Origin of the sequence: Bradyrhizobium sp. YR681 (genome assembly GCF_000282615.1) — a bacterium.
GTDB lineage: Bacteria > Pseudomonadota > Alphaproteobacteria > Rhizobiales > Xanthobacteraceae > Bradyrhizobium.
The window spans coordinates 1-19482 of record NZ_AKIY01000336.1; the positions used below are offsets into that span (position 1 = coordinate 1).

18 protein-coding genes and 1 tRNA gene are annotated in these 19482 nt (G+C 65.0%); 12 read left to right on the forward strand and 7 right to left on the reverse strand.

The genetic code is table 11. The features are described from left to right. The first annotated feature begins 403 nt into the window (after positions 1 to 403). The 10 genes from PMI42_RS36325 to PMI42_RS36370 all read left to right on the forward strand — a co-directional run bounded on the left by PMI42_RS36325 (position 404) and on the right by PMI42_RS36370 (position 11638). Positions 404 to 1567, forward strand: a complete 1164-nt coding sequence (locus PMI42_RS36325) for a PspA/IM30 family protein (RefSeq protein WP_035967997.1) — start codon at positions 404 to 406, stop codon at positions 1565 to 1567. A 10-nt stretch (positions 1568 to 1577) separates the two neighbouring features. Further along, complete coding sequence (locus PMI42_RS36330; RefSeq protein WP_008144791.1) at positions 1578 to 2237, forward strand: OB-fold-containig protein; 660 nt, start codon at positions 1578 to 1580, stop codon at positions 2235 to 2237. 28 nt (positions 2238 to 2265) lie between these two features. Continuing rightward, complete coding sequence (locus tag PMI42_RS36335) at positions 2266 to 3963, forward strand: flotillin family protein (RefSeq protein ID WP_008144793.1); 1698 nt, start codon at positions 2266 to 2268, stop codon at positions 3961 to 3963. Between the two features lie 210 nt (positions 3964 to 4173). After that, a complete protein-coding gene (locus PMI42_RS36340; protein ID WP_008144795.1) occupies positions 4174 to 4542 on the forward strand; it encodes a hypothetical protein in 369 nt (122 codons plus the stop codon). A 134-nt stretch (positions 4543 to 4676) separates the two neighbouring features. Beyond that, positions 4677 to 4751 (forward strand) — tRNA-Asn (locus tag PMI42_RS36345). A 214-nt stretch (positions 4752 to 4965) separates the two neighbouring features. Continuing rightward, the gene (locus PMI42_RS36350) at positions 4966 to 5145 is read left to right on the forward strand and encodes a hypothetical protein (protein ID WP_008144797.1); all 180 of its coding nucleotides are present in this window, start codon (positions 4966 to 4968) and stop codon (positions 5143 to 5145) included. A gap of 135 nt (positions 5146 to 5280) precedes the next feature. After that, complete coding sequence (locus tag PMI42_RS36355; RefSeq protein ID WP_008144799.1) at positions 5281 to 5943, forward strand: protein-L-isoaspartate O-methyltransferase family protein; 663 nt, start codon at positions 5281 to 5283, stop codon at positions 5941 to 5943. Positions 5944 to 6148: 205 nt separating this feature from the next. Continuing rightward, complete coding sequence (locus PMI42_RS36360) at positions 6149 to 7555, forward strand: TolC family outer membrane protein (protein WP_008144801.1); 1407 nt, start codon at positions 6149 to 6151, stop codon at positions 7553 to 7555. Between the two features lie 306 nt (positions 7556 to 7861). Beyond that, positions 7862 to 8632: a PopZ family protein gene (locus PMI42_RS36365; RefSeq protein ID WP_008144804.1), complete on the forward strand. Its 771-nt coding sequence runs from the start codon at positions 7862 to 7864 to the stop codon at positions 8630 to 8632. 129 nt (positions 8633 to 8761) lie between these two features. Further along, complete coding sequence (locus tag PMI42_RS36370) at positions 8762 to 11638, forward strand: valine--tRNA ligase (RefSeq protein ID WP_008144806.1); 2877 nt, start codon at positions 8762 to 8764, stop codon at positions 11636 to 11638. Positions 11639 to 11640: 2 nt separating this feature from the next. On the opposite strand, the gene PMI42_RS36375 is transcribed toward PMI42_RS36370, so the two are convergent. Then, on the reverse strand, positions 11641 to 12243 hold the full coding sequence (locus PMI42_RS36375) for a DNA-3-methyladenine glycosylase (RefSeq protein WP_008144808.1): 603 nt from the start codon (positions 12241 to 12243) through the stop codon (positions 11641 to 11643). Positions 12244 to 12373: 130 nt separating this feature from the next. Here PMI42_RS36375 and lipA point away from each other — a divergent pair, with 130 nt between their 5' ends. Continuing rightward, positions 12374 to 13330 carry a lipoyl synthase gene (gene lipA / locus PMI42_RS36380; protein WP_008144811.1) on the forward strand — a complete coding sequence of 319 codons (957 nt, stop codon included), beginning with the start codon at positions 12374 to 12376 and terminating at the stop codon, positions 13328 to 13330. Positions 13331 to 13336: 6 nt separating this feature from the next. Further along, positions 13337 to 13819: a type II toxin-antitoxin system RatA family toxin gene (locus PMI42_RS36385; protein WP_008144813.1), complete on the forward strand. Its 483-nt coding sequence runs from the start codon at positions 13337 to 13339 to the stop codon at positions 13817 to 13819. Between the two features lie 105 nt (positions 13820 to 13924). On the opposite strand, the gene PMI42_RS36390 is transcribed toward PMI42_RS36385, so the two are convergent. From PMI42_RS36390 to PMI42_RS36415, 6 genes are read right to left on the reverse strand one after another with little or no spacing between them, the layout of a single operon-like run. Further along, positions 13925 to 14740: a c-type cytochrome gene (locus PMI42_RS36390; RefSeq protein ID WP_008144815.1), complete on the reverse strand. Its 816-nt coding sequence runs from the start codon at positions 14738 to 14740 to the stop codon at positions 13925 to 13927. Next, complete coding sequence (locus PMI42_RS36395) at positions 14740 to 16362, reverse strand: b(o/a)3-type cytochrome-c oxidase subunit 1 (RefSeq protein ID WP_008144817.1); 1623 nt, start codon at positions 16360 to 16362, stop codon at positions 14740 to 14742. The genes PMI42_RS36390 and PMI42_RS36395 overlap by 1 nt, the downstream gene beginning before the upstream one ends. Then, positions 16349 to 16918: a cupredoxin domain-containing protein gene (locus PMI42_RS36400; RefSeq protein ID WP_008144819.1), complete on the reverse strand. Its 570-nt coding sequence runs from the start codon at positions 16916 to 16918 to the stop codon at positions 16349 to 16351. The genes PMI42_RS36395 and PMI42_RS36400 overlap by 14 nt, the downstream gene beginning before the upstream one ends. Further along, positions 16915 to 17091: a hypothetical protein gene (locus tag PMI42_RS40245; RefSeq protein ID WP_008144822.1), complete on the reverse strand. Its 177-nt coding sequence runs from the start codon at positions 17089 to 17091 to the stop codon at positions 16915 to 16917. The genes PMI42_RS36400 and PMI42_RS40245 overlap by 4 nt, the downstream gene beginning before the upstream one ends. Before the next feature lie 8 nt (positions 17092 to 17099). Then, complete coding sequence (locus tag PMI42_RS36410) at positions 17100 to 18338, reverse strand: cytochrome c (protein ID WP_008144823.1); 1239 nt, start codon at positions 18336 to 18338, stop codon at positions 17100 to 17102. 11 nt (positions 18339 to 18349) lie between these two features. After that, entirely contained in the window at positions 18350 to 19057 is a 708-nt protein-coding gene (locus PMI42_RS36415) for a c-type cytochrome (protein WP_008144826.1), read from the reverse strand. Positions 19058 to 19482: the final 425 nt, after the last annotated feature.

Genomic DNA, 19482 nt, shown 5'->3' on the forward strand with positions numbered 1-19482 from the left:
GATCAAGCAAAGCTCGGGCGAGACAAGCCGCGAGGATGCGAAGCCGCGTCTGCGCGTGAGATTTTAGTTGGGACAGAGACGTATTGCGTCCAATTCCGTCATTGCGAGCGAAGCGAAGCAATCCAGACTGTTTCCGCGGAAGGACTCTGGATTGCTTCGTCGCAAGAGCTCCTCGCAATGACGTGGAGAGAGCGGCGCCTCGCAATTCAATGTCGTGCGATCGCCCGCAGTTTTACCTCAAATTGCAGCCCGCGCGTGCAAGAAGTCTTGATTGGCCGTGATCTAGGGATGATCGCCTGCCTTGAACGGGGACCCGAGCCACCGCGACTAATCTCCAGAGTGCACAAGGATCAGTGGAACGTGATCAATCTTCCCCTTCCTAAAGCACCAAAATGGTGCTTTAGTGCTTTCCATGAGCCAGTCGCCCAAGAACGCGCCGTCCGCGCTGCGTTACAGGCTTGCCCCTGACCCGGCCGCCAAGGCCGCCATGGAGGCGACGTTCCGGGCTTATGACCGCATGATGCAGATCCTCGATGAGGTCGCGCGGACTCACAATGTGGGCTCCAACGTCGTCCTGCTGCACGCCCATGCCTATGAGCCGATCCGGAAAGAAACCGCGCTGCCCTCGCGGCTGGTGACGCTGGGCCTGCGCGACCGCGCCGACTATCGCGCAGCCCAAGGCCGCCGCCTGCCGCTCGACGACAAGCTCGCCAAGATCAAGGGCCCGGCCACCATTTCGATTTCGACCGTGCAAGGGCGCTTCAGCGTGCCCTTCGACTATGCCGGTTATGCCGAGGGTTGGGGGCAGAGCGTGCCCGCGCACCTCATCCGCACCGACGACGGTTTCGAGGTTCACTACGGCGTCACGCCGAACAGTCTGCCAGAGGAGGAGAACGCCATGGATACCATTGCTGCCGCCCCCGACAATTTCCTGTCCCGGGTCGGGCGCCTGATCGCCGGGATCGCCTATGACGCGATCGAGCAGGCGGAAGGCAAGAACAAGCTCAAGGTGGTCGGCCAGGCCATCCGCGAGATCGAACGTGCGGAAGGCGAGGCGCGCGATGCGCTCGCGGCCGCGCGGGCCGAGGAATATCGCCTCAACGCACGCCGCACCGAGATCGAGCGCGAGATGACCGATCTCACGGCGAAGATCGAGGGCGTGATCGCCGACGGACGTGACGATCTCGCCCGCGCCGGCATCGCACGGCAGATGGACCTGGAGGCGCAGTTCGAGGTGCTCTCCCGCGCCATCGACGAGAACAGCGAGAAGATCGAGCAATCCGTCACCTCGCTGCGCGCCGTGCTGTCGGCATTGCAGGATGCCGAGCAGCGCCGCGCCGATCTTGCAAAGAGTGAGGCTGCGGCCAGCCATCAGGCCTCGACGTCGCCCCGGAAGCCCGGCGGTGCCGCGGCGGCGGCGAAGGCATTGCGCGCGGGCAGGGCGGTGGCCCGCGCCACCGGCGTTCCCGCAGCCATTCCCTATTCCAGCGACATCGACGAGCTCAGCACGTTGCATCGCGACAAGGAGATTGCAGCGAGGCTGGCGCGGTTGAAGTCGCGCTCCTGAGTCATGTGTCATGAGCGCATTGCTCGAACACGTCATGTCGCCGGAGGTCAGGCCGTTCGCGATCGCGGCGGCCATGATCGTCATCGTCGGCGCGATCGAGGTGGTCTCGATGCTGGTCGGGGCCTCGCTGAGCGAGATGCTCGGCACCAACATCGATTTCGGTCACCCCAGCGACAATGGCGTCATCAACGCCATTTCCTGGATCAATGTCGGCGGCGTGCCGCTGTTGATCTTCCTGCTGCTGGTGCTCGGCGCCTTCTCCATCACCGGCTTCCTGATCCAGGACATCGCGCGGATGGTGGCAGGTCCCTTGCCGGCGACGCTGGCCTCGGTCGGGGCGGTTGCCGTCTCGGTTCCTCTGGTCCGCACCGCCAGCAGGGCGATCGCGCGGGTCATTCCCAGGGATGAAAGCTATGTCATCGGCCTCGGCGATCTCGTCGGTCGCGTCGGCGAGGTGGTGATCGGTCCGCTCGACCAGGGGCCGCCCGGCCGCGTCAGCGTCGCCGACATCCACGGCAACCGCCATTTCGTCCAGGCGGTCGCAGCACCTTCGTCAGCGCCTCTGCCGCAGGGCACCCTGGTCCTGCTGGTCGATCGCGCCGGCACCCGCTTCGTGGCGGTCAAGGCCGAGGATGAACTCAAACCGTCCAAGCCGACTCTAAGCAGTTAGCCTGCCCAGCTCATTAGCGGAGAAAGTCATGTTCGACATCGCAGTCCCGGCCATGATCGGCGTCGCGCTGATCGTCGTCCTCGGGATCGTCTTCACCATTCTCTACAAGCGCGCCACGCGCGACGAGGCCTTCGTGCGCACCGGCCTCGGCGGCAAGAAGGTCGTGCTCGACGGCGGCGCCATGATCCTGCCGATCTTCCACTCCTATGCCAGCGTCAATCTGAAGACGCTGCGCCTCACCGTCGAGCGCAAGGAGCGGGAATCCCTGATCACCAAGGACCGCTTGCGCGTCGACATCGTCGCCGAGTTCTATGTGCGCGTCCGCCCGGATGAGGAGAGCATCGCGCTCGCAAGCCAGACCCTGGGCGCGCTGACCAATGATGCGGAGGCCCTGCGCAACCAGGTCGAGGCGAAATTCGTCGACGGCCTGCGCTCGGTGGCGGCCACCATGACCATCCTGGAGCTTCAGGAGAAGCGCTCGGACTTCGTCAAGCACGTGCAGTCCACGGTCGAGTCCGACGTGAAATCGAACGGCCTCGAGCTGGAGTCGGTGTCGCTGACCAAGCTCGACCAGACCGACGTCAAGTTCTTCAACCCGGAAAACTTCTTCGACGCCGAAGGTCTGACCCAGCTGAAGACCGTCACCGAAACCCGGCGCCGCGACCGCAACTCGATCGTGCGCGACAATGAGGTGGCGATCGCACAGAAGGACCTCGAGGCGCGGCAGCAGACGCTGACCATCGAACGCACCAAGAAGGAGGCCGAGCTCTCCCAGGAGCGCGACATCGCCAACAAGACCGCGAGCACCCGTGCCGAGGTCGCAACCGCGACCCAGACCGCGCGCCTCACCGAAGAGAACGCCCGCATCGATACCGACCGTGCCGTGGCCGAGAAGGAGGCGGGCGCCAAGCAGGTCAAGGAAACCGCGGTCATCGAATCCGATCTCGCCATCAACAAGCGCAAGACCGACGCGCAGCGCGAGATCCAGATCGCCACGCAGGAGAACGAGATCCAGATCGCCTCCAAGAGCAAGCAGACCTCGGAAGCCGTCGCCGAAGCCAAGACGGCCGAGGCGATCGCGGTCTCCGCGGAGGAAAAGGTCGTCACCGCGCGCGCCGTCGAGGTCGCCGACCGTGCCCGTCTCACCCAGGTGCTTGCCGCACGCACCGAGGCCGAGCGCAAATCGACCGAGGTGATCGTGGCGGCCGAAGCGGAGAAGAAGGCGGCGCTCGATCGCGCCGAGGCCACCAAGACGCTGGCGACGGCCGAAGCCGAGTCCAACAAGATCAAGGCGGTCGGTGTCAGGAACATCGGTGAGGCCGAAGCCGCGATCATCACGCTCAAGAACGAGGCGCAGAACAAGCTCGGCGCCAACGTCATCGACTTCGAGCTCGCCAAGCGGCGGATCGAGACCATGCCCTCGGCGCTGGCCGAGATGGTCAAGCCGATCGGAAACCTCAAGGACGTCCGCATCCTGCACACCGGTGGTGCGTTCGGCGGCACCGGCGGCGGCAATGTCGGCTTCGGCGAAGGCCTTGCCGGAGAGCTCCTCAAAGTGCACGCGCTGCGTCCGATGATCGACGAGATCCTGCGCCAGAGTGGCTTTGCGCCGGGCGACGATCCCGTGAAGGCGCTGGTCGGCGCGGTGACAGGCAAGCCCAACGGCGCCGCGGTAACGCCGGCAGTTGTGCCCGCACCGGAGAAAACAAACTCCGCCGATCTATGAATGCCGGTTCATTGCTGCGGAGAATTCGAATCGATATGAAATCCCCGTGCGCGTCTCGCGTCGCGTACAGCTCCGGAGTGCTGATCGAGGCGTGTTGAACCTTTCGATCACGCTCCGGACGAATCTTCGGAGGCAACGCCATGTGTTGCCGCGGCGCCTGCGCCGATCGACGCCAGGCGCCGGAAGCCGTTTCGATCGGGGGAATTTCACATGAAGTATTTTCTGTCTGCACTGGTCGCGATCGGTCTTTCGATCGCGTCCGCGCCGTCATTCGCGGCCGACGCCCGCAACGTCACCGTCGTCAACGAGACCGGCTATGCCATCAAATTCCTCGGCTTCAACGCGCCGGACGATGGCCTCGACGAGTGGGAGAACGAGCTCGACAAGGTTTTGCAGAACCAGGCCAGCGCCTATGTCGAGTTCGACGATGACGACGAGGGATGCGTCTGGAACATCCGCGTCGACTGGCAGAACTACGACGAGTCGGTGCTGTGGAAGAACGTCAACCTCTGCAAGTTCACCGCGCTGCGGCTGCGCTACGATTCCGGCACCAAGACCACGTCCTTCGTCGCCGAATAGTTTGACCTGACCCAAGTCCGGGGAGGGGCCTCAAGGCCCTTCTTCGCCGCATTGTACAAGATCGCGAATTCGTCCTTTGCAAGCGCAAGCGGCTTTGTTATACGCAGCCGCGCGCGAACGAACGGTTCGCCTTTTCCTCGGTAGCTCAGCGGTAGAGCATCCGACTGTTAATCGGATGGTCGCTGGTTCGAATCCAGCCCGGGGAGCCAAATTCCATCGCAAATTCAACGACTTGTGACGACGCCCTGATGTGGCGCGCGATGTCGTTCGAGCGGTCTCTCAGCCCCGTTCGCGCCTGAATCCGGCACAGAATCGCGTTCAAGCAGATGTGTACGGCAGCGGCTTCAACGCAGCACGGGCGGCACCAAATCGACTTAATTTGAATCGAGCGTTGCAGCGCCGGACATTTACGGAGCTGTTTTCATGCCCCTTATCCAGATCGACCGTGCCCAGCTGGCTCCCTCGATTTTGCCGGCCGACGTTCCCGAGCTCAGCGACGACGAATGCATCGCCCGTCTGGCGCGGGCCGTCGAGACGCCCGATTCGGCGCGGCTGGACGAAGTCGCGGCCCTGATCGGCCGCCTCGCGGTGACGATCGAATAGTCCATCGCCCCTGATGCGGTGAGTTGCGAAGCGTTGGCCGGCGGAGGCCAACGGCCATGTTGCGTTTTGGCCGGGCATGTTCCAAAGATGCCGCAACTTCCGTCCGCGGCATCGTCCGCATTTCAGGGTCCGCAAATGTCCGGTTTCTCGACCGCGCGCCTCAAAATGGTCGATGGCCAGGTGCGCACCAATGACGTCACTGATCGCCGTGTTATCGACGCCATGCTCACGGTTCCTCGCGAGGCCTTCGTGCCGGCAGCCAGGCAGGCGCTGGCCTATCTCGACCTCGATCTCGACGTGAGCGAGAGCGCCGCCAAGCGCTTCCTGATCAAGCCGCAGCTGACCGGTAAGCTGCTCCAGGCCGCCGAGATCGCTGAGGACGACAACGTGCTGGTGGTCGGCTGCGCCACGGGCTACCTCGCGGCGCTGGCCGCCAAGCTCGCGCGCCAGGTCACCGCAACGGAATCTGATCCGGCCCTGGCCGCGAAGGCCAAGGACGCCCTGGCTGGCCTCGGGCTCACCAACGTCAGCTGCAAGGTCGCTTCCTGCATCGAGGGCGATTCGTCCGCCGCTCCCTATGACGTGATCATCCTCAACGGTGCTGCCGAGGTGATGCCTGACGGCTTGCTCGGGCAGCTGAAGGAGGGCGGGCGCCTGTTGGGCGTGTCTGCCGAATCCAGGCCGCCACGGGCCGTGATCGTGACCCATACTCACGGCGAATTCGGCCATCGCGCCCTGTTCGATGCCGCAGCCCCGGTCCTTCCCGGGCTGGAACGGGCCGCCGCCTTCGTCTTCTGACGGCCCAAAGCCTGTTAAAATCCCGTTCTGAATCAGAAGTGTGGCCGGGATGCTGCACGTGAAGAGTTTCCACCGGGAACTACCTTGAGGTAGTTCCGTCGCGCCCGGCCGCGTCCTATGTTGCGGCGGGGCAACGACTCCAGTGGTAGACGATAACCCAGCTCGCGGGCACGAGCCGGGCGTTAGAATGAACGGAATTTCAGGGATGCATGGGGTGAAGCTCTTCACCGGAGCTGCGGTTTCGGTCCTGTTGCTGGCGCTTGCCGGGCCGACGCCTGCCATGGCGGACACGATCGAGGCCGCCTTGGTGCGCGCCTATCAGAACAATCCGCAGCTCAACGCGCAGCGCGCCCAGGTGCGCTCGACCGACGAGAACGTGCCGCAGGCTTTGTCGGGCTACCGCCCCAAGGTCAATTTGAGCATCAGCAGCGGCTATCAGTATCAGGATATCCAGGCGACGCAGAAGGGCTCATCGATCTATAGCGCCTCGCCCTATACGTCCGGCCCCCTTCAGCCCAACAGCGCCAGCCTGACCATCAACCAAACGCTCTACAACGGCAATCAGACCGCCAACAGGACGCGCGCGGCGGAGAGCCAGGTCTCGGGGTCCCGCGAGGCGTTGCGTGTGCTCGAGCAGACGGTCCTGCTGCAGGCGGCCACGAGCTACATGGATTATCTGCGCGACTCCGCGACGCTGGAAGTCCAGCGCAGCAACGTGCGCGTGCTCGAGCAGACGCTCAAGCAGACGCGCGATCGTTTCAATGTGGGCGAGGTTACGCGCACCGACGTGGCGCAGTCGGAAGCGCAGCTTGCGGCCGGCAGGACGCAGGCGCTGACCGCCGAATCCAATCTCACGACGACGCGTGCGAACTTCCGCCGGATCATCGGCAACGAGCCGACGAATCTTGCCCCGGGCTCGCCGGTCGATCGTTTCCTGCCCACGGGCATTGCCTCGGCGGTCAATCTCAGCCTGGTGGAAAACCCCAACGTCACGGCCGCGATGTTCGGCATCGACGTCAACTATTTGCAGGTGAAGATCAACGAGGGCGCATTGCTGCCGACGGTCACGGTCCAGGCGGGCGTCACCCAGTCGACCGAGCAGACCCTGACGGTCTTCAAAACGTCGACCGCGTCCGCGATCGCGACAGCCTCCGTGCCGATCTTCCAGGGCGGCGCGGAATATGCGCTGATCCGCCAGTCGAAAGAGAACCTGGCGCAGCAGCGCCTCAATCTCGAGACCACGCGCGATCAGACCCGCGCCAATGTGGTGCAGGCCTGGGGCCAGCTCGAAGCCGGCAAGGCGCAGGTGAAGTCCGCGCAGGCGCAGGTCACGGCCTCCGAGATCGCGCTGAACGGCGTGCGCGAGGAAGCCAAGGCCGGCCAGCGCACCACGCTGGACGTGCTGAACGCACAGCAGGCACTGGTCAACGCACGCGTTGCGCTCGTCACGGCCCAGCATGACCGCGTGGTGGCGTCCTATTCGGTGCTCAACGCGGTCGGCCGTCTCGCACCGCAGGTGCTCGGTCTCAACACCACGGTCTACGACCCCAGCGTGCACTACCATCAGGTCCGCGACAGCTGGGCCGGCGTGCGCATCCCTGACGGGCGCTAAAGCCCCGTAGTCATCCGGTCGGCCTCGCGAACAGACGACGCCGACCGGTGCTTTGCTTGCAATCGTCAAAATCCCTGACATAGCCTTGCCAAGAAGATGCGGGTCGATTCGCCCCGCATTCGATGTCGTGTGCGTAAAGCTTGAGTGCCGAGGGCAGGGGCGCACCGCCGCACGTTGAGCCGTGAACTGGGGACAAGTCGGGCTGCCGCGACGAAAATGTCGGGGCGTCCGTTGCGGAACCGGCCAATCCTGTCGTGCTTGGTGTAAAACAACGCATGCGAGGGCGTTGATGATGTGGAGTCGGAGATGACGCAGCCTGCAAAGGTCACAGAACCCTCGATGGAGGAGATTCTGGCCTCGATCCGGCGCATCATTGCCGACGATGAGGCCAAGCCGCCGCCGGCTGAAGCTGCCAAGCCCGCTTCCGCCGCACCCGCACCCAAGCCGCAGGCGATGAACGACATTCCGCCCTCCAAGGTTGCCCCCGCCAAGCCTGCCGCTGAAAAGCCGGCGCCACCGCCGGCCGCGAAGCCGGCGCCTGCTCCGCCGCCGGCACCTGCGGCGGATGCGTCCAACAATCAGGACGATATCGACGCACTGCTCGCGGGGCTCGATGCGGCGACGCCGGCTCCCGAGGTCCGCGCTCCGGAACCCGAACCGGAGCCCGAGCCCGACGTGCTCGAATTGACCGACGACATGGCGATGGACCCGGAGCCGACGCCCCCGCCGCCGCCACCGAGCTTCCGCAAGGTCGAGCCGCGCGACGATCTGGAATTTGCCGAATCGCCCCCGCCACGCCCGGCGCCGCCGCCGCCGTCCTACGCGCCGGTGGACTTCGACGCGCCGCCGGTGCCGCCACAGCAGCCGATCCTGGCGCAATCGACCGTCTCCGCGGTCGAATCGGCCTTCAACTCCCTGGCCCATACCGTGCTCAGCAGCAACGCGCGGACGCTGGAGGATCTGGTCAAGGAGATGCTGCGGCCGATGCTGAAATCCTGGCTCGACGACAATTTGCCGGGTCTGGTCGAACGCATCGTGAAGGCCGAAATCGAGCGGGTCTCGCGCGGCGGCAGGTAGAGCGGGCCGCCGAGCCCTCATAAAGCCCTGCTTATGCGTCACCTTGGGTCTGCCGACCGGGCCGGAAAGCCCGTTTGCCGTTGACCTTTTCGTTGACTTGCCCCCCGCACGCGGCTTTCTAGCGACCCCATGATCGAGAAAAATTACCAGCCCGCCGATATCGAAGCCCGCATGTCCGTGGTGTGGGAGGACAGCCTTGCCTTCAAGGCCGGCCGCCCCGACCGCCGCGACGCCGTGCCCTTTACCATCGTGATCCCGCCGCCGAACGTGACGGGCTCGCTGCACATGGGCCACGCCCTCAACAACACGCTGCAGGACATCCTGTGCCGGTTCGAGCGCATGCGCGGCCGCGACGTGCTGTGGCAGCCCGGCACCGACCATGCCGGCATCGCCACCCAGATGGTGGTCGAGCGGCAGCTGATGGAGCGCCAGCAGCCCGGGCGCCGCGAGATGGGCCGCGAGAAGTTTCTGGAGCGGGTCTGGCAGTGGAAGGCCGAGAGCGGCGACACCATCATCAACCAGCTTAAGCGGCTCGGTGCCTCCTGCGACTGGTCGCGCGAGCGCTTCACCATGGACGAGGGCCTGTCGAAGGCCGTCATCAAGGTGTTCGTCGAACTGCATCGCGACGGCCTGATCTACAAGGACAAGCGCCTGGTGAACTGGGACACCAAGCTCCTGACCGCGATCTCCGATCTCGAAGTGCAGCAGACCGAGGTCAAGGGCCACCTCTGGTACCTGCGCTATCCGATCGAGGGCACGACCTTCAGCCCCGAGGATCCCACGAGCTTCATCGTCGTGGCCACCACGCGCCCGGAGACCATGCTCGGCGACACCGGCGTTGCCGTGCATCCCGAGGACGAGCGCTATCAGAAGCTGGTCGGCAAGAACGTGATCCTGCCGCTGGTCGGCCGCAAGATCAGGATCGTTGCCGACGAATATTCCGATCCCGAAAAGGGCTCGGGCGCGGTCAAGGTGACGCCGGCGCACGACTTCAACGATTTTGAGGTCGGCAATCGCCATGGCCTCGCCCGGATCAGCGTCATCGACAGGGAAGGGTGCCTCGACCTCGTCGATAACGAGGATTACCTGCGCAATCTGCCGGAAGGTGCCGCGCAGTTCGCCGAGGAGTTTCACAAGGTCGACCGTTTCGCGGCGCGCAAGCGCATTGTCGAGCGGCTGGAATCGTTCGGCTTCATTGAGCGGATCGAGCCGCACACCCACATGGTGCCGCACGGCGATCGCTCGGGCAGCGTGATCGAGCCTTATCTCACCGACCAATGGTACGTCGACGCCAAGACACTCGCAAAACCGGCGATCGCCGCCGTGCGTTCGGGTGAAACGTCGTTCGTGCCGAAGAACTGGGAAAAGACCTATTTCGAGTGGATGGAGAACATCCAGCCCTGGTGCATCTCGCGCCAGCTGTGGTGGGGCCATCAGATCCCGGCCTGGTATGGACCGGACGGCAAGGTGTTCGTCGCCGAGACCGAGGAAGAGGCGATCAGCCACGCGCTCGGCTATTACGTCGAGCAGGAGGTCATCACGGCCGAGCAGGGGCGCGAGATGGCGCTCGACCGCAACAAGCGCGAAGGCTTCATCACGCGTGACGAGGATGTGCTCGACACCTGGTTCTCGTCGGCGCTGTGGCCGTTCTCGACCCTCGGTTGGCCGGAAGACGCCCCCGAGGTGAAGCGCTATTACCCGACCAATGCGCTGGTGACCGGTTTCGATATCATCTTCTTCTGGGTCGCCCGCATGATGATGATGGGCCTGCACTTCATGAAGGAGGTGCCGTTCTCGACCATCTACATCCACGCCCTCGTCCGCGACGAGAAGGGCGCCAAGATGTCGAAGTCGAAGGGCAACGTCATCGATCCGCTCAACCTGATCGACGAATACGGCGCGGACGCGCTGCGCTTCACGCTGGCCGCGATGGCGGCACAGGGCCGCGACATCAAGCTCGCCACCAGCCGCGTCGAGGGCTACCGCAATTTCGCGACCAAGCTGTGGAATGCGTCCCGCTTCGCCGAGATGAACCATTGCGCCGTGCCCGAGGGCTTCGAGCCGGCGAAGGTCAAGGAGACGCTGAACCGCTGGATCGCGCATGAGAGCGCGCACACCACGCGTGAGGTGACCGAGGCGATCGAGGCCTATCGCTTCAACGATGCCGCAGGCAGCATCTACCGCTTCGTCTGGAACGTCTATTGCGACTGGTATGTCGAGCTCGCCAAGCCCGTGCTGCTCGGCCCTGATAGTCCCGCCAAGGACGAAACCCGCGCCATGGTCGCCTGGGCGCGTGACGAGATCCTGAAGCTGCTGCATCCCTTCATGCCCTTCATCACGGAGGAGCTGTGGGAGGTGACGGCCAAGCGCGATGGCCTGCTGGCGCTGGCGCCATGGCCGCTGAAGCCGGCCGATCCGACGCCGGAGCAGCTCGCGATGCTCGCGGCAGCCGCCGGGCCCACCGATCCGTTGATCTCGCCGGCCCTGATCATGCCGATCTTCGACCATGCCGACTTCACCGATCCCAAGGCGGAAGCCGAGATCGGCTGGGTGATCGACCTGATCACGCAGATCCGCTCGGTGCGTGCCGAGATGAACATCGCGCCGGCAACGCTGACGACGCTGGTGCTCGCAGGCGCTTCGGCGGAGACGAAGGAGCGTGCGCCGCGCTGGACCGACGTCATCAAGCGCATGGCGCGGCTGTCGGATATTTCCTTCGCCGACCGCGCGCCCGACGGTGCGGTTCAGCTGCTCGTGCGCGGCGAAGTGGCCGCGCTGCCGCTGAAGGGCGTGATCGACGTCGCCGCCGAGCGCACCCGCCTCGACAAGGAGATCGGCAAGGCCGACGCCGACATCAAGCGCGCCGAGTCGAAGCTCGCGAACGAGAAGTTCGTCGCCAATGCGGCCGAGGAGGTCGTCGAGGAAGAGCGCGAAAAGCGCGAGGCGGCGCTGGCCCGCAAGGCCAAGCTGCTCGAAGCGCTGGAGCGGCTGAAGCAGGCCTCCTAAGCCTATTTCGGAAACGGCTTGCTCAGAAACTTCGAGCCCTTCACGCCATAGCGCCAGGGCAGCTCGACGGCCTTGGTGATTCCGATCCGGATGCCGGTCGCCACTTCCACGTCCTCCGTTCGTGCATGCAGCGCGATCGGCGGCCGGTCCAGCGGCAGGGTGTTGTGCGCGATGGTGATGCCGAGCGCCTCGGTCAGCTTGCCCGGGCCCGAGCAGAGCGCGTGGACATCGACCGCATGGCGGCGGCGGCGCATCGCGGCCAGGCCGTGCGTCGGCTCCAGTGCGCGGATCAGCACGGCCGCAGCCGAGCCTTCCTCTTCGCAGACGAAGTTGACGCACCAGTGGATGCCGTAGGAGCGGTAGACATAGGCAAAGCCGGGCGGGCCGAACATGATCTGGTTCCGCGGCGTCGGGCCGTTGTAGGAGTGCGCGGCAGCCTCGGTATGATGATAGGCCTCGACCTCGACGATGATCCCGCCGACGCCGCCGACCAGCATGGTCGCGCCGATCAGATCGTGCGCGACCTCGCGGACGCCGCGGTCGAAAAAGCCGCGCTTCAGGGCCTTGCCGAGCCGCGCCGTGGAAGGTTTCGAGACTGGAGCCATTCGAGGTGAGAATCGCCTGAGAACAGAGCAGGATATTGCCCATATCTGCCATGTTCCCTGAAGCGGGGCGAGCCGGGTTGCGATGCCGGGCCAGACCGACTAGGTAGGACCTGAACAGACCGGACACCCCATGGTCGTTATTGTCGACACTATCTCGAACCCGCTGCGCCCGCGTCACCCCGAAAAGGTGAATCGCCCCGATTCCGCTTCGCCGCCGAAGCCGGATTGGATACGCGTGCGCGCGCCCAATACCCGCGGCTATGCCGACACCCGCAACATCGTGCGGGCCAACGGCCTGCACACGGTGTGCGAGGAGGCGGGCTGCCCGAACATCGGCGAGTGCTGGGACAAGAAGCACGCGACCTTCATGATCATGGGTGACACCTGCACCCGGGCCTGCGCGTTCTGCAACGTCAAGACCGGCATGCCCAACGCGCTGGATGCGGCCGAACCGGCGAACGTCGCCGAGGCCGTGGCGAAGCTCGGCCTCGCGCATGTCGTCATCACCTCGGTCGACCGCGACGATCTCGCCGACGGCGGCGCCGAGCACTTCGCCCAGACCATCCGTGCGATCCGCGCCGCGTGCCCCTCGACCACGATCGAGATCCTGACGCCCGACTTCCTGCGCAAGGAAGGCGCGCTGGAAGTTGTCGTCGCGGCGAGGCCAGATGTCTTCAACCACAATCTCGAGACCGTGCCGTCGCGCTATCTGACGGTGCGGCCCGGCGCGCGCTATTTCCACTCGATCCGGCTGTTGCAGCGGGTCAAGGAGCTCGATCCCACCATCTTCACCAAGTCCGGCATCATGGTCGGTCTCGGCGAGGAGCGCCACGAGGTGCAGCAGGTGATGGACGATCTGCGCTCGGCCGACGTCGACTTCCTGACCATCGGGCAATATCTCCAGCCGACCCGCAAGCATCACGCCGTGATGCGCTACGTGCCGCCGGACGAGTTCGGCTCTTACGAAAAGGTCGCCTACACCAAGGGTTTTCTGATGGTGTCGGCGAGCCCGCTCACCCGTTCCTCGCATCATGCCGGCGAGGACTTTGCGAGACTGAAGGCCGCACGGGCAGCTAACGCCCGCTGAACCGCTATGCCCAAATTTTCGAGCAAGCGCCGTGTCAATCACAGCGCACACAAGATGTTTGATCTGGTCGCCGACGTCGAGCGCTATCCGGAGTTCGTGCCGCTGTGCAGCGCGCTCAAGGTCCGGCAGCGCATGGCGAAGCCCGACGGCACCGAGGTGCTGGTCGCCGACATGACGGTGTCGTTCAAGCTGGTCAAGGAATCCTTCACCAGCCGCGTGACGCTCGATCGCGCCAATCTGAAAATTCTGGTCGAGTATCTGCAAGGTCCTTTCAGCAACCTCGAAAACCGCTGGACGTTCGAGCCCAAGGGCCAGGAGGAGGGCAGTGACGTCTGCGACGTCGGCTTCTTCCTCGCCTATGAGTTCAGGAGCCGCATGCTGGCGATGCTGATGGGCTCGATGTTCGATGCCGCGTTTGCGCGGTTCTCGACGGCGTTCGAGAAACGCGCGGATGCGATTTACGGCCGGCCGAAGCTGGCGTCGACGTGAGGGACGTGTAGCCCGGATGGAGCGAAGCGAAATCCGGGGCCAATGCATCGCGGCCCCGAGCGCCCCGGATTACGCTTCGCTCCATCCGGGCTACGGGACCCGTCTTCAATCCACGGCCTTCACCACATCCGGCGGCTGCGAGGCGTAGTACGCCGCGGCCTGCTCGATCTCCTGCGGTGTCATCGCGCGCGCGATGTTGCGCATCTGCTGGCTGATGTCGTTGCGGCGCTCGCCTGACGCGAAAGCCTGGAGCTGGGCCTTCATGTAGGCCTCGGACTGGCCTTCGAGCCACGGGCTGCCGGTCTTGTTGTCGAGGCTGCCGTGGCAGGCGCCGCAGGGCGCGATGCCGCGGATCGGCGCGCCGTAGATAACGATGTTGGGTTTCGGCAGTTGCGGCGTCGGATGATAGGCCGGGAGTCGCGGCAGGTAGGCGTAGTAGTTCGAGAGATCGGCGATTTCGTCGTCGGTCAGATTGACGGCGAACGGCGACATCACCGCATTGGTGCGCGCGCCGGAGCGGAAATCGTGCAGTTCCTTGTAGATCACGGCGGCATACTGGCCGGCGAGGTTGGGCGAGTCCGCGCGGCTGATGCCGGTCGGGCCGTGACAGATCGCGCAGCGCTGCGCCAGCGTTGCACCCCGGCCGATCGCCTCCTGGCTCGGACGCGCCAGTGTGCGCGAGGTCAGCACCACCTCCGACAGGCGTTTGCTCTGCTCGGGCGTCGTTACACTCGGCGCGCGCTGCGGCACGCCGGCGGCGCTACAGATCGCATCCCAGACGTTGGCGAACTGCACCCAGGGCTGCGCGAAGGGCAGCACGATGAAGCCGGCGATCGCCGTCACGATCAGGATCGCGGCGGTGATACCGACCCCGATCCTGAAATGGCTGTTGCTGAAAGTGAAAAGGTCGCGCGTGCTCATCACTGCGCTCCCACATAGACGGCAGGGACTGACGTGCCCGAACTCAGCGCCAGATTCAGGATCGGATAGCCGTAATTGGTGAGGGTGAGGGCGATCATCAGCGCCACCCACAGCGCATGCGTGTTGAGCGCGACAGGCACGGTCGCTGGCTGGTGCACGGCGAGCGCGAAGCGGTAGGGGCCTGCGTCAGCCAATGGTGCGCGCATGCCACGCGCCAGGATGACGATGAACATGATACCCGAGGCCAGCAGGATGAAGCCGCCGATCGCTGAAAAGGTCACCGACAGCGCCTGTGGCGCGATGGCGGGATCGCCGAAGTCGAAATAGGCCATGCGGCGCGGCATGCCGAGAATGCCGACCCAGTGCCACGGGAAGGTGGTGACGATCATGCCGATGAACCACAGCCAGAGCTGGGTGCGGATCAGGCGGAGATCGATCAGCTCGCGTCCGGTCAAATGCGGCCACAGATCGTAGGCGATCGCAAAATACATGATCACGATGGCGCCGCCGAAGATCAGGTGGAAATGGCCGGTGATCCACTGCGTGTTGTGGATGGAAGCATCGAGCTGATAGCTCATGTTGATGAGGCCGCCGGCGCCGCCGAAGCCGAGCATGACGAACGAGAACGCCAGCGCCAGCATCATCGGATTGTCCCAGGGCAGGGCCTTGATCCAGCCGAACATGCCGCGGCCACCGCGTAGCCGCGCCGCGATCTCGACCGAGGCGCAGATCGTGAACACCGTCAGCAGCGTCGGCAGCGCGACCAGCGCGGTGAAGGCCGAGTGGATGAACTTGAAGCCGGCGCCGACCATGGGATCGGCGAAGGTGTGGTGCATGCCGATCGGCATCGCCACCACCAGGAACAGGATGAAGGAGATCCGCGCCATGCTGTCGGAATAGACCCGGCCGCCGATCGCGCGCGGAACGATGGTGTAATAGGCGATGTAGGTCGGCATCAGCCAGAAATAGACGATGGCGTGCAGCGTCCAGGAGAAGAAGATGCGGGCGAGGCCGGCATCGATGGTGGCCTTCAGGCCTGCCGCGACGGGAATGATCTGGAGCAGCAGCTCGAGCGCGGCGCCGACCGCGGTCCAGGCCCATAAGTAGGAGCCCGCGACATTGGCGAACATGGCGAGCGGCACCGGCGCGCCGGGATGGGCCTTGCGCCAGACGCGCAAGTTCACCGACATCAGCGCGACCCAGATCCAGGAGCCGACCACGACCAGGACCACGCCGAGATAGTAAAAGACGTTCCCGATCAGCGGCGGATAGAAGGTGTAGAGCACCGAGGCGCGCCCCAGAGCGATCGGGATCAGCGCCATGATGCTGCCGGCGACGATCAGCCAGAAGCCGGTCCAGGCCCAGCGCACGCCGACGAGGCGCTGCTCCAGCGCGGACTCGCTGATGGCGTAACCAAAACCCATCGCGACCAGCGTCGGGAAGACGTAGCCCATCACCGTGCCGTGCGCGGTCAGCGAGCGGTAGTACAGCTCGGGATTGGACAGCCAGGTGCCGATCGGGCTGCGGATGAACATCTGCCAGGCACCGAGCGTCAGCGCGAAGCCGAACACCGCGAAGGCCAGCCAGAAATGAGCGAGGATGAGCTTCCTATTGACCAACACAGCTCAGCCTCCCGCCGCCCTTCGCGCGACCCGCGAAGTCGGCCTTGTCGATCACCTTGACCTTGCCCCACATGCCCTCATGGCCGAAGGAGCAGAATTCCTGGCAGGGCATCAGATAGTCGCCGGTCCTGGTAAAGCGCATCAGCTGCTCGGAGATGTAGCCAGGCACCAGCATGGTGTTGACGTTGGTGCCCTGGATCAGGATGCCGTGCACGACGTCGGCGCTGGTGGCGCGCAGCGTGATCGGCGTGTCCGCAGGCACCACGATGCAGGCCGGCGTGAAGGAATATTGCTGGCCGATCGCGCGCACGGTGACATTGCCATTGGCCTCCAGCACGCTGCCGAGATTGCTCTCGACAAACTCGCCGGAGAGATGAATCCGCGAGGGATCGATGGTCTCGACGCGCGGCTGCGGCATGGTCGCGCGATGGATGCCGGCGAACGCCGCAAGCAACGCCATGCACACGATGATGATCACGGCAATGGTGGCCCAGCGCCGCTCGACGCGGGCCGCGACCTCGGCGCTGGCGCTGCCATGGGCTTGCTCTGCGCTCATTGCAGTGGCCCGCGCGGCAGGAAGACGAACAGGTAGAAGGCGAGCCACATCGCGACCACGCAGGCCGTGGCGATGCCGGCCACCACGATCGCGCCCGACGGTCCGGCGGCGACGACTTCCTCGACGGCCTGGTCGGCGGCGGCCGGGCTGGTCGGCGGATCGGAATTGAACATGGCGCCTCTCAGTTCAGCGGTGCGGAGCGCAGCTCGTTGGCCTCGCGCGCCGAGACCGGCGTGCCGCGATTGCCCCAGGCGGTGCGGATGTAGGAGACGACGGCGGCGATCTCGTTGTCGGAGAGGAGCCCTGCGAATGGCGGCATGCCGTAGGGCATCGGATTGCCCCTGGTACCCGGCGGGTAGCCGCCATTGAGCACCATGCGGATCGGGTTGACCGCCGACTGCATCTCGATCGACTGGTTGTTGGCGAGCGGCGGCCAGTGCGGCGGCTTGCCTTCGCCCTGGGTGCCGTGACAGCTCGCGCAATTCTTGTCGTAGACGGTCTTGCCGAGGCTGATCAGCAGGCTGCTCTCGGTGGTCGGCAGCGCCGAGCTCGGCGCGGGCGGAGGCGAGGGCTCCGCGATGCCCTTGAGGTACACCGCCATCGCCTTGGTGTCGGCGTCGTCGAGATATTGCAGGCTGTTGTGCACGACTTCGGCCATCGGGCCGTAGACCACGCCCCGCATGGAGACGCCGGTCTGGAGCAGGTCGGTGATGTCCTTGATGCTCCAGTCACCGAGGCCGGCCTCGCGGTTGGACGTGAGCGAGGGCGCGTACCAGTTCTGCATCGGGATCAGGCCGCCCTTGAAGGCATCCGATTGCGAGGTGCCGCCGAGCGCGTTGATCGGCGAATGGCACATGCCGCAATGGCCGAGGCCCTCGACCAGATAGGCGCCGCGATTCCATTCGGCTGACTTCGACGGATCAGGCTTGAACTCGCCTTCGCGGAAAAACAGCGTGCGCCATCCCAGGATGAGCTGGCGGTTGTCGTAGGGGAAGCGCAGCTCGTGCTGCTTGTTCTTCTGGTTCACCGGCTGAATCGCGCGCAAATAAGCGAAGATCGCGTCGCTGTCGGCGCGCGTGACCTTGGTGTAGGACGCAAACGGCATCGCCGGATAGATCAGCCCGCCGTCGGGGTAGCGGCCGCTGTGCATGGTCTTGTAGAAATCGTCGGCGCTCCATTTGCCGATGCCGGTCTCCGGATCGGGCGTGATGTTGGAGGTGTAGAGCGTGCCGAACGGCGTCGGCATGGCACGGCCGCCGGCGAACAGGCGGCCCTCCGGCGCGGTGTGGCACGCGGTGCAATCGCCGGCGCGGGCGAGATATTCGCCGCGCGCGATGATGTCACCGCTCTTGTCCTGCGCCTGCGCCGCCGCGGTAAAGGCGGCGAGAGCGAGCAGAGCAATCGATAGTTTCGAGCCCATCATCCGCCTCGTCAATTGGGCTGGCTGCCGCAGCCGAAGGGCAGCGCGTAGGTGCCCTTCGGTACGGGAGCCGGTTTGTCAGGCGCGGGGCGCGTCGCGAGCCAGGCTGCAACGGCGGTCACATCCGCTTCCGTCAAATGTCCGGCGACGAGCTGCATGCAGTCGGGCGATTTCGCCGTGCGCGTGCCATAGCGCCAGGCTCCGAGCTGCGCACTGATGTAAGCGGCGCGCAAGCCAAGCAGACCGGGGATACCCGGCTGCATGCCCGTGAGTGCAGGGCCGTGGCAGCTGACGCAGGCCGGAATGTTGCGGCCGGCATCGCCGCTGGTGGCGAGCAGCTCGCCTTGCGCGAGGACGTCCTTGCTGACTTCGCTTGGCGTCGGCTGCGGCAGCGGCGGATGCTCGCTGGCAAAATATTCGGCCATCGCCTCCAGATACGGGTCGGGCAGAAACTCCAGCAGATAGTTCATCGGTGGGTATTTGCGCCGGCCGCTGCGGAAGGCGAGCAGCTGATTGTAGAGATAGCCGGCCGGCTTGCCGGCAAGGCGCGGGAAATAGACGTCGCTGGTGCCTTCGCCCTTGTTGCCGTGACAGGGCGTGCACGCCTCCACCCGCGCCGCCATCGTATCAGGCGGCTGGTTGGCCGTTTGTGCGGCCGCACCATCAAAAGCGGCCAAAGTGACGATGACGGCGGCCGAGGCCGCGGCGCGAGCGAACACTTTCGTCGCCCTCCATCAGGCTGATCCGGTTGATTCCGGATCACAACGTAGAGGCGCATTATTGCGCCAATATTTTCCCGCGCAAGTTCAGACAGGTGCAACGACGTTTGGTCGCGCCTGCACATATGCGATCCCGATCGATTTCGACAAAATTTGCGTGCTTTTTGAAAAGCAAACATGACGCTGCAGTCTCGCGGCGTGTGTCGCCCGAGCTTTGCCTCGTCGTGTCGCCCTCTTGTATCAAAGGGCGCAGGGAAGACCGGGTGCCGGCCGGGCACCCACGGTCCACTGTGCGAAGCGTGCGCTACGAAAAGCGTGCACAGCGGCATACAGGTGAAGCCCAACACACGGCCTTCCCTGCGCAGTGGTTTGACGGCTTATGCCGAGCTCTCCCCGGGGAGCGTTGCACTATTGCCCCCGTCGCC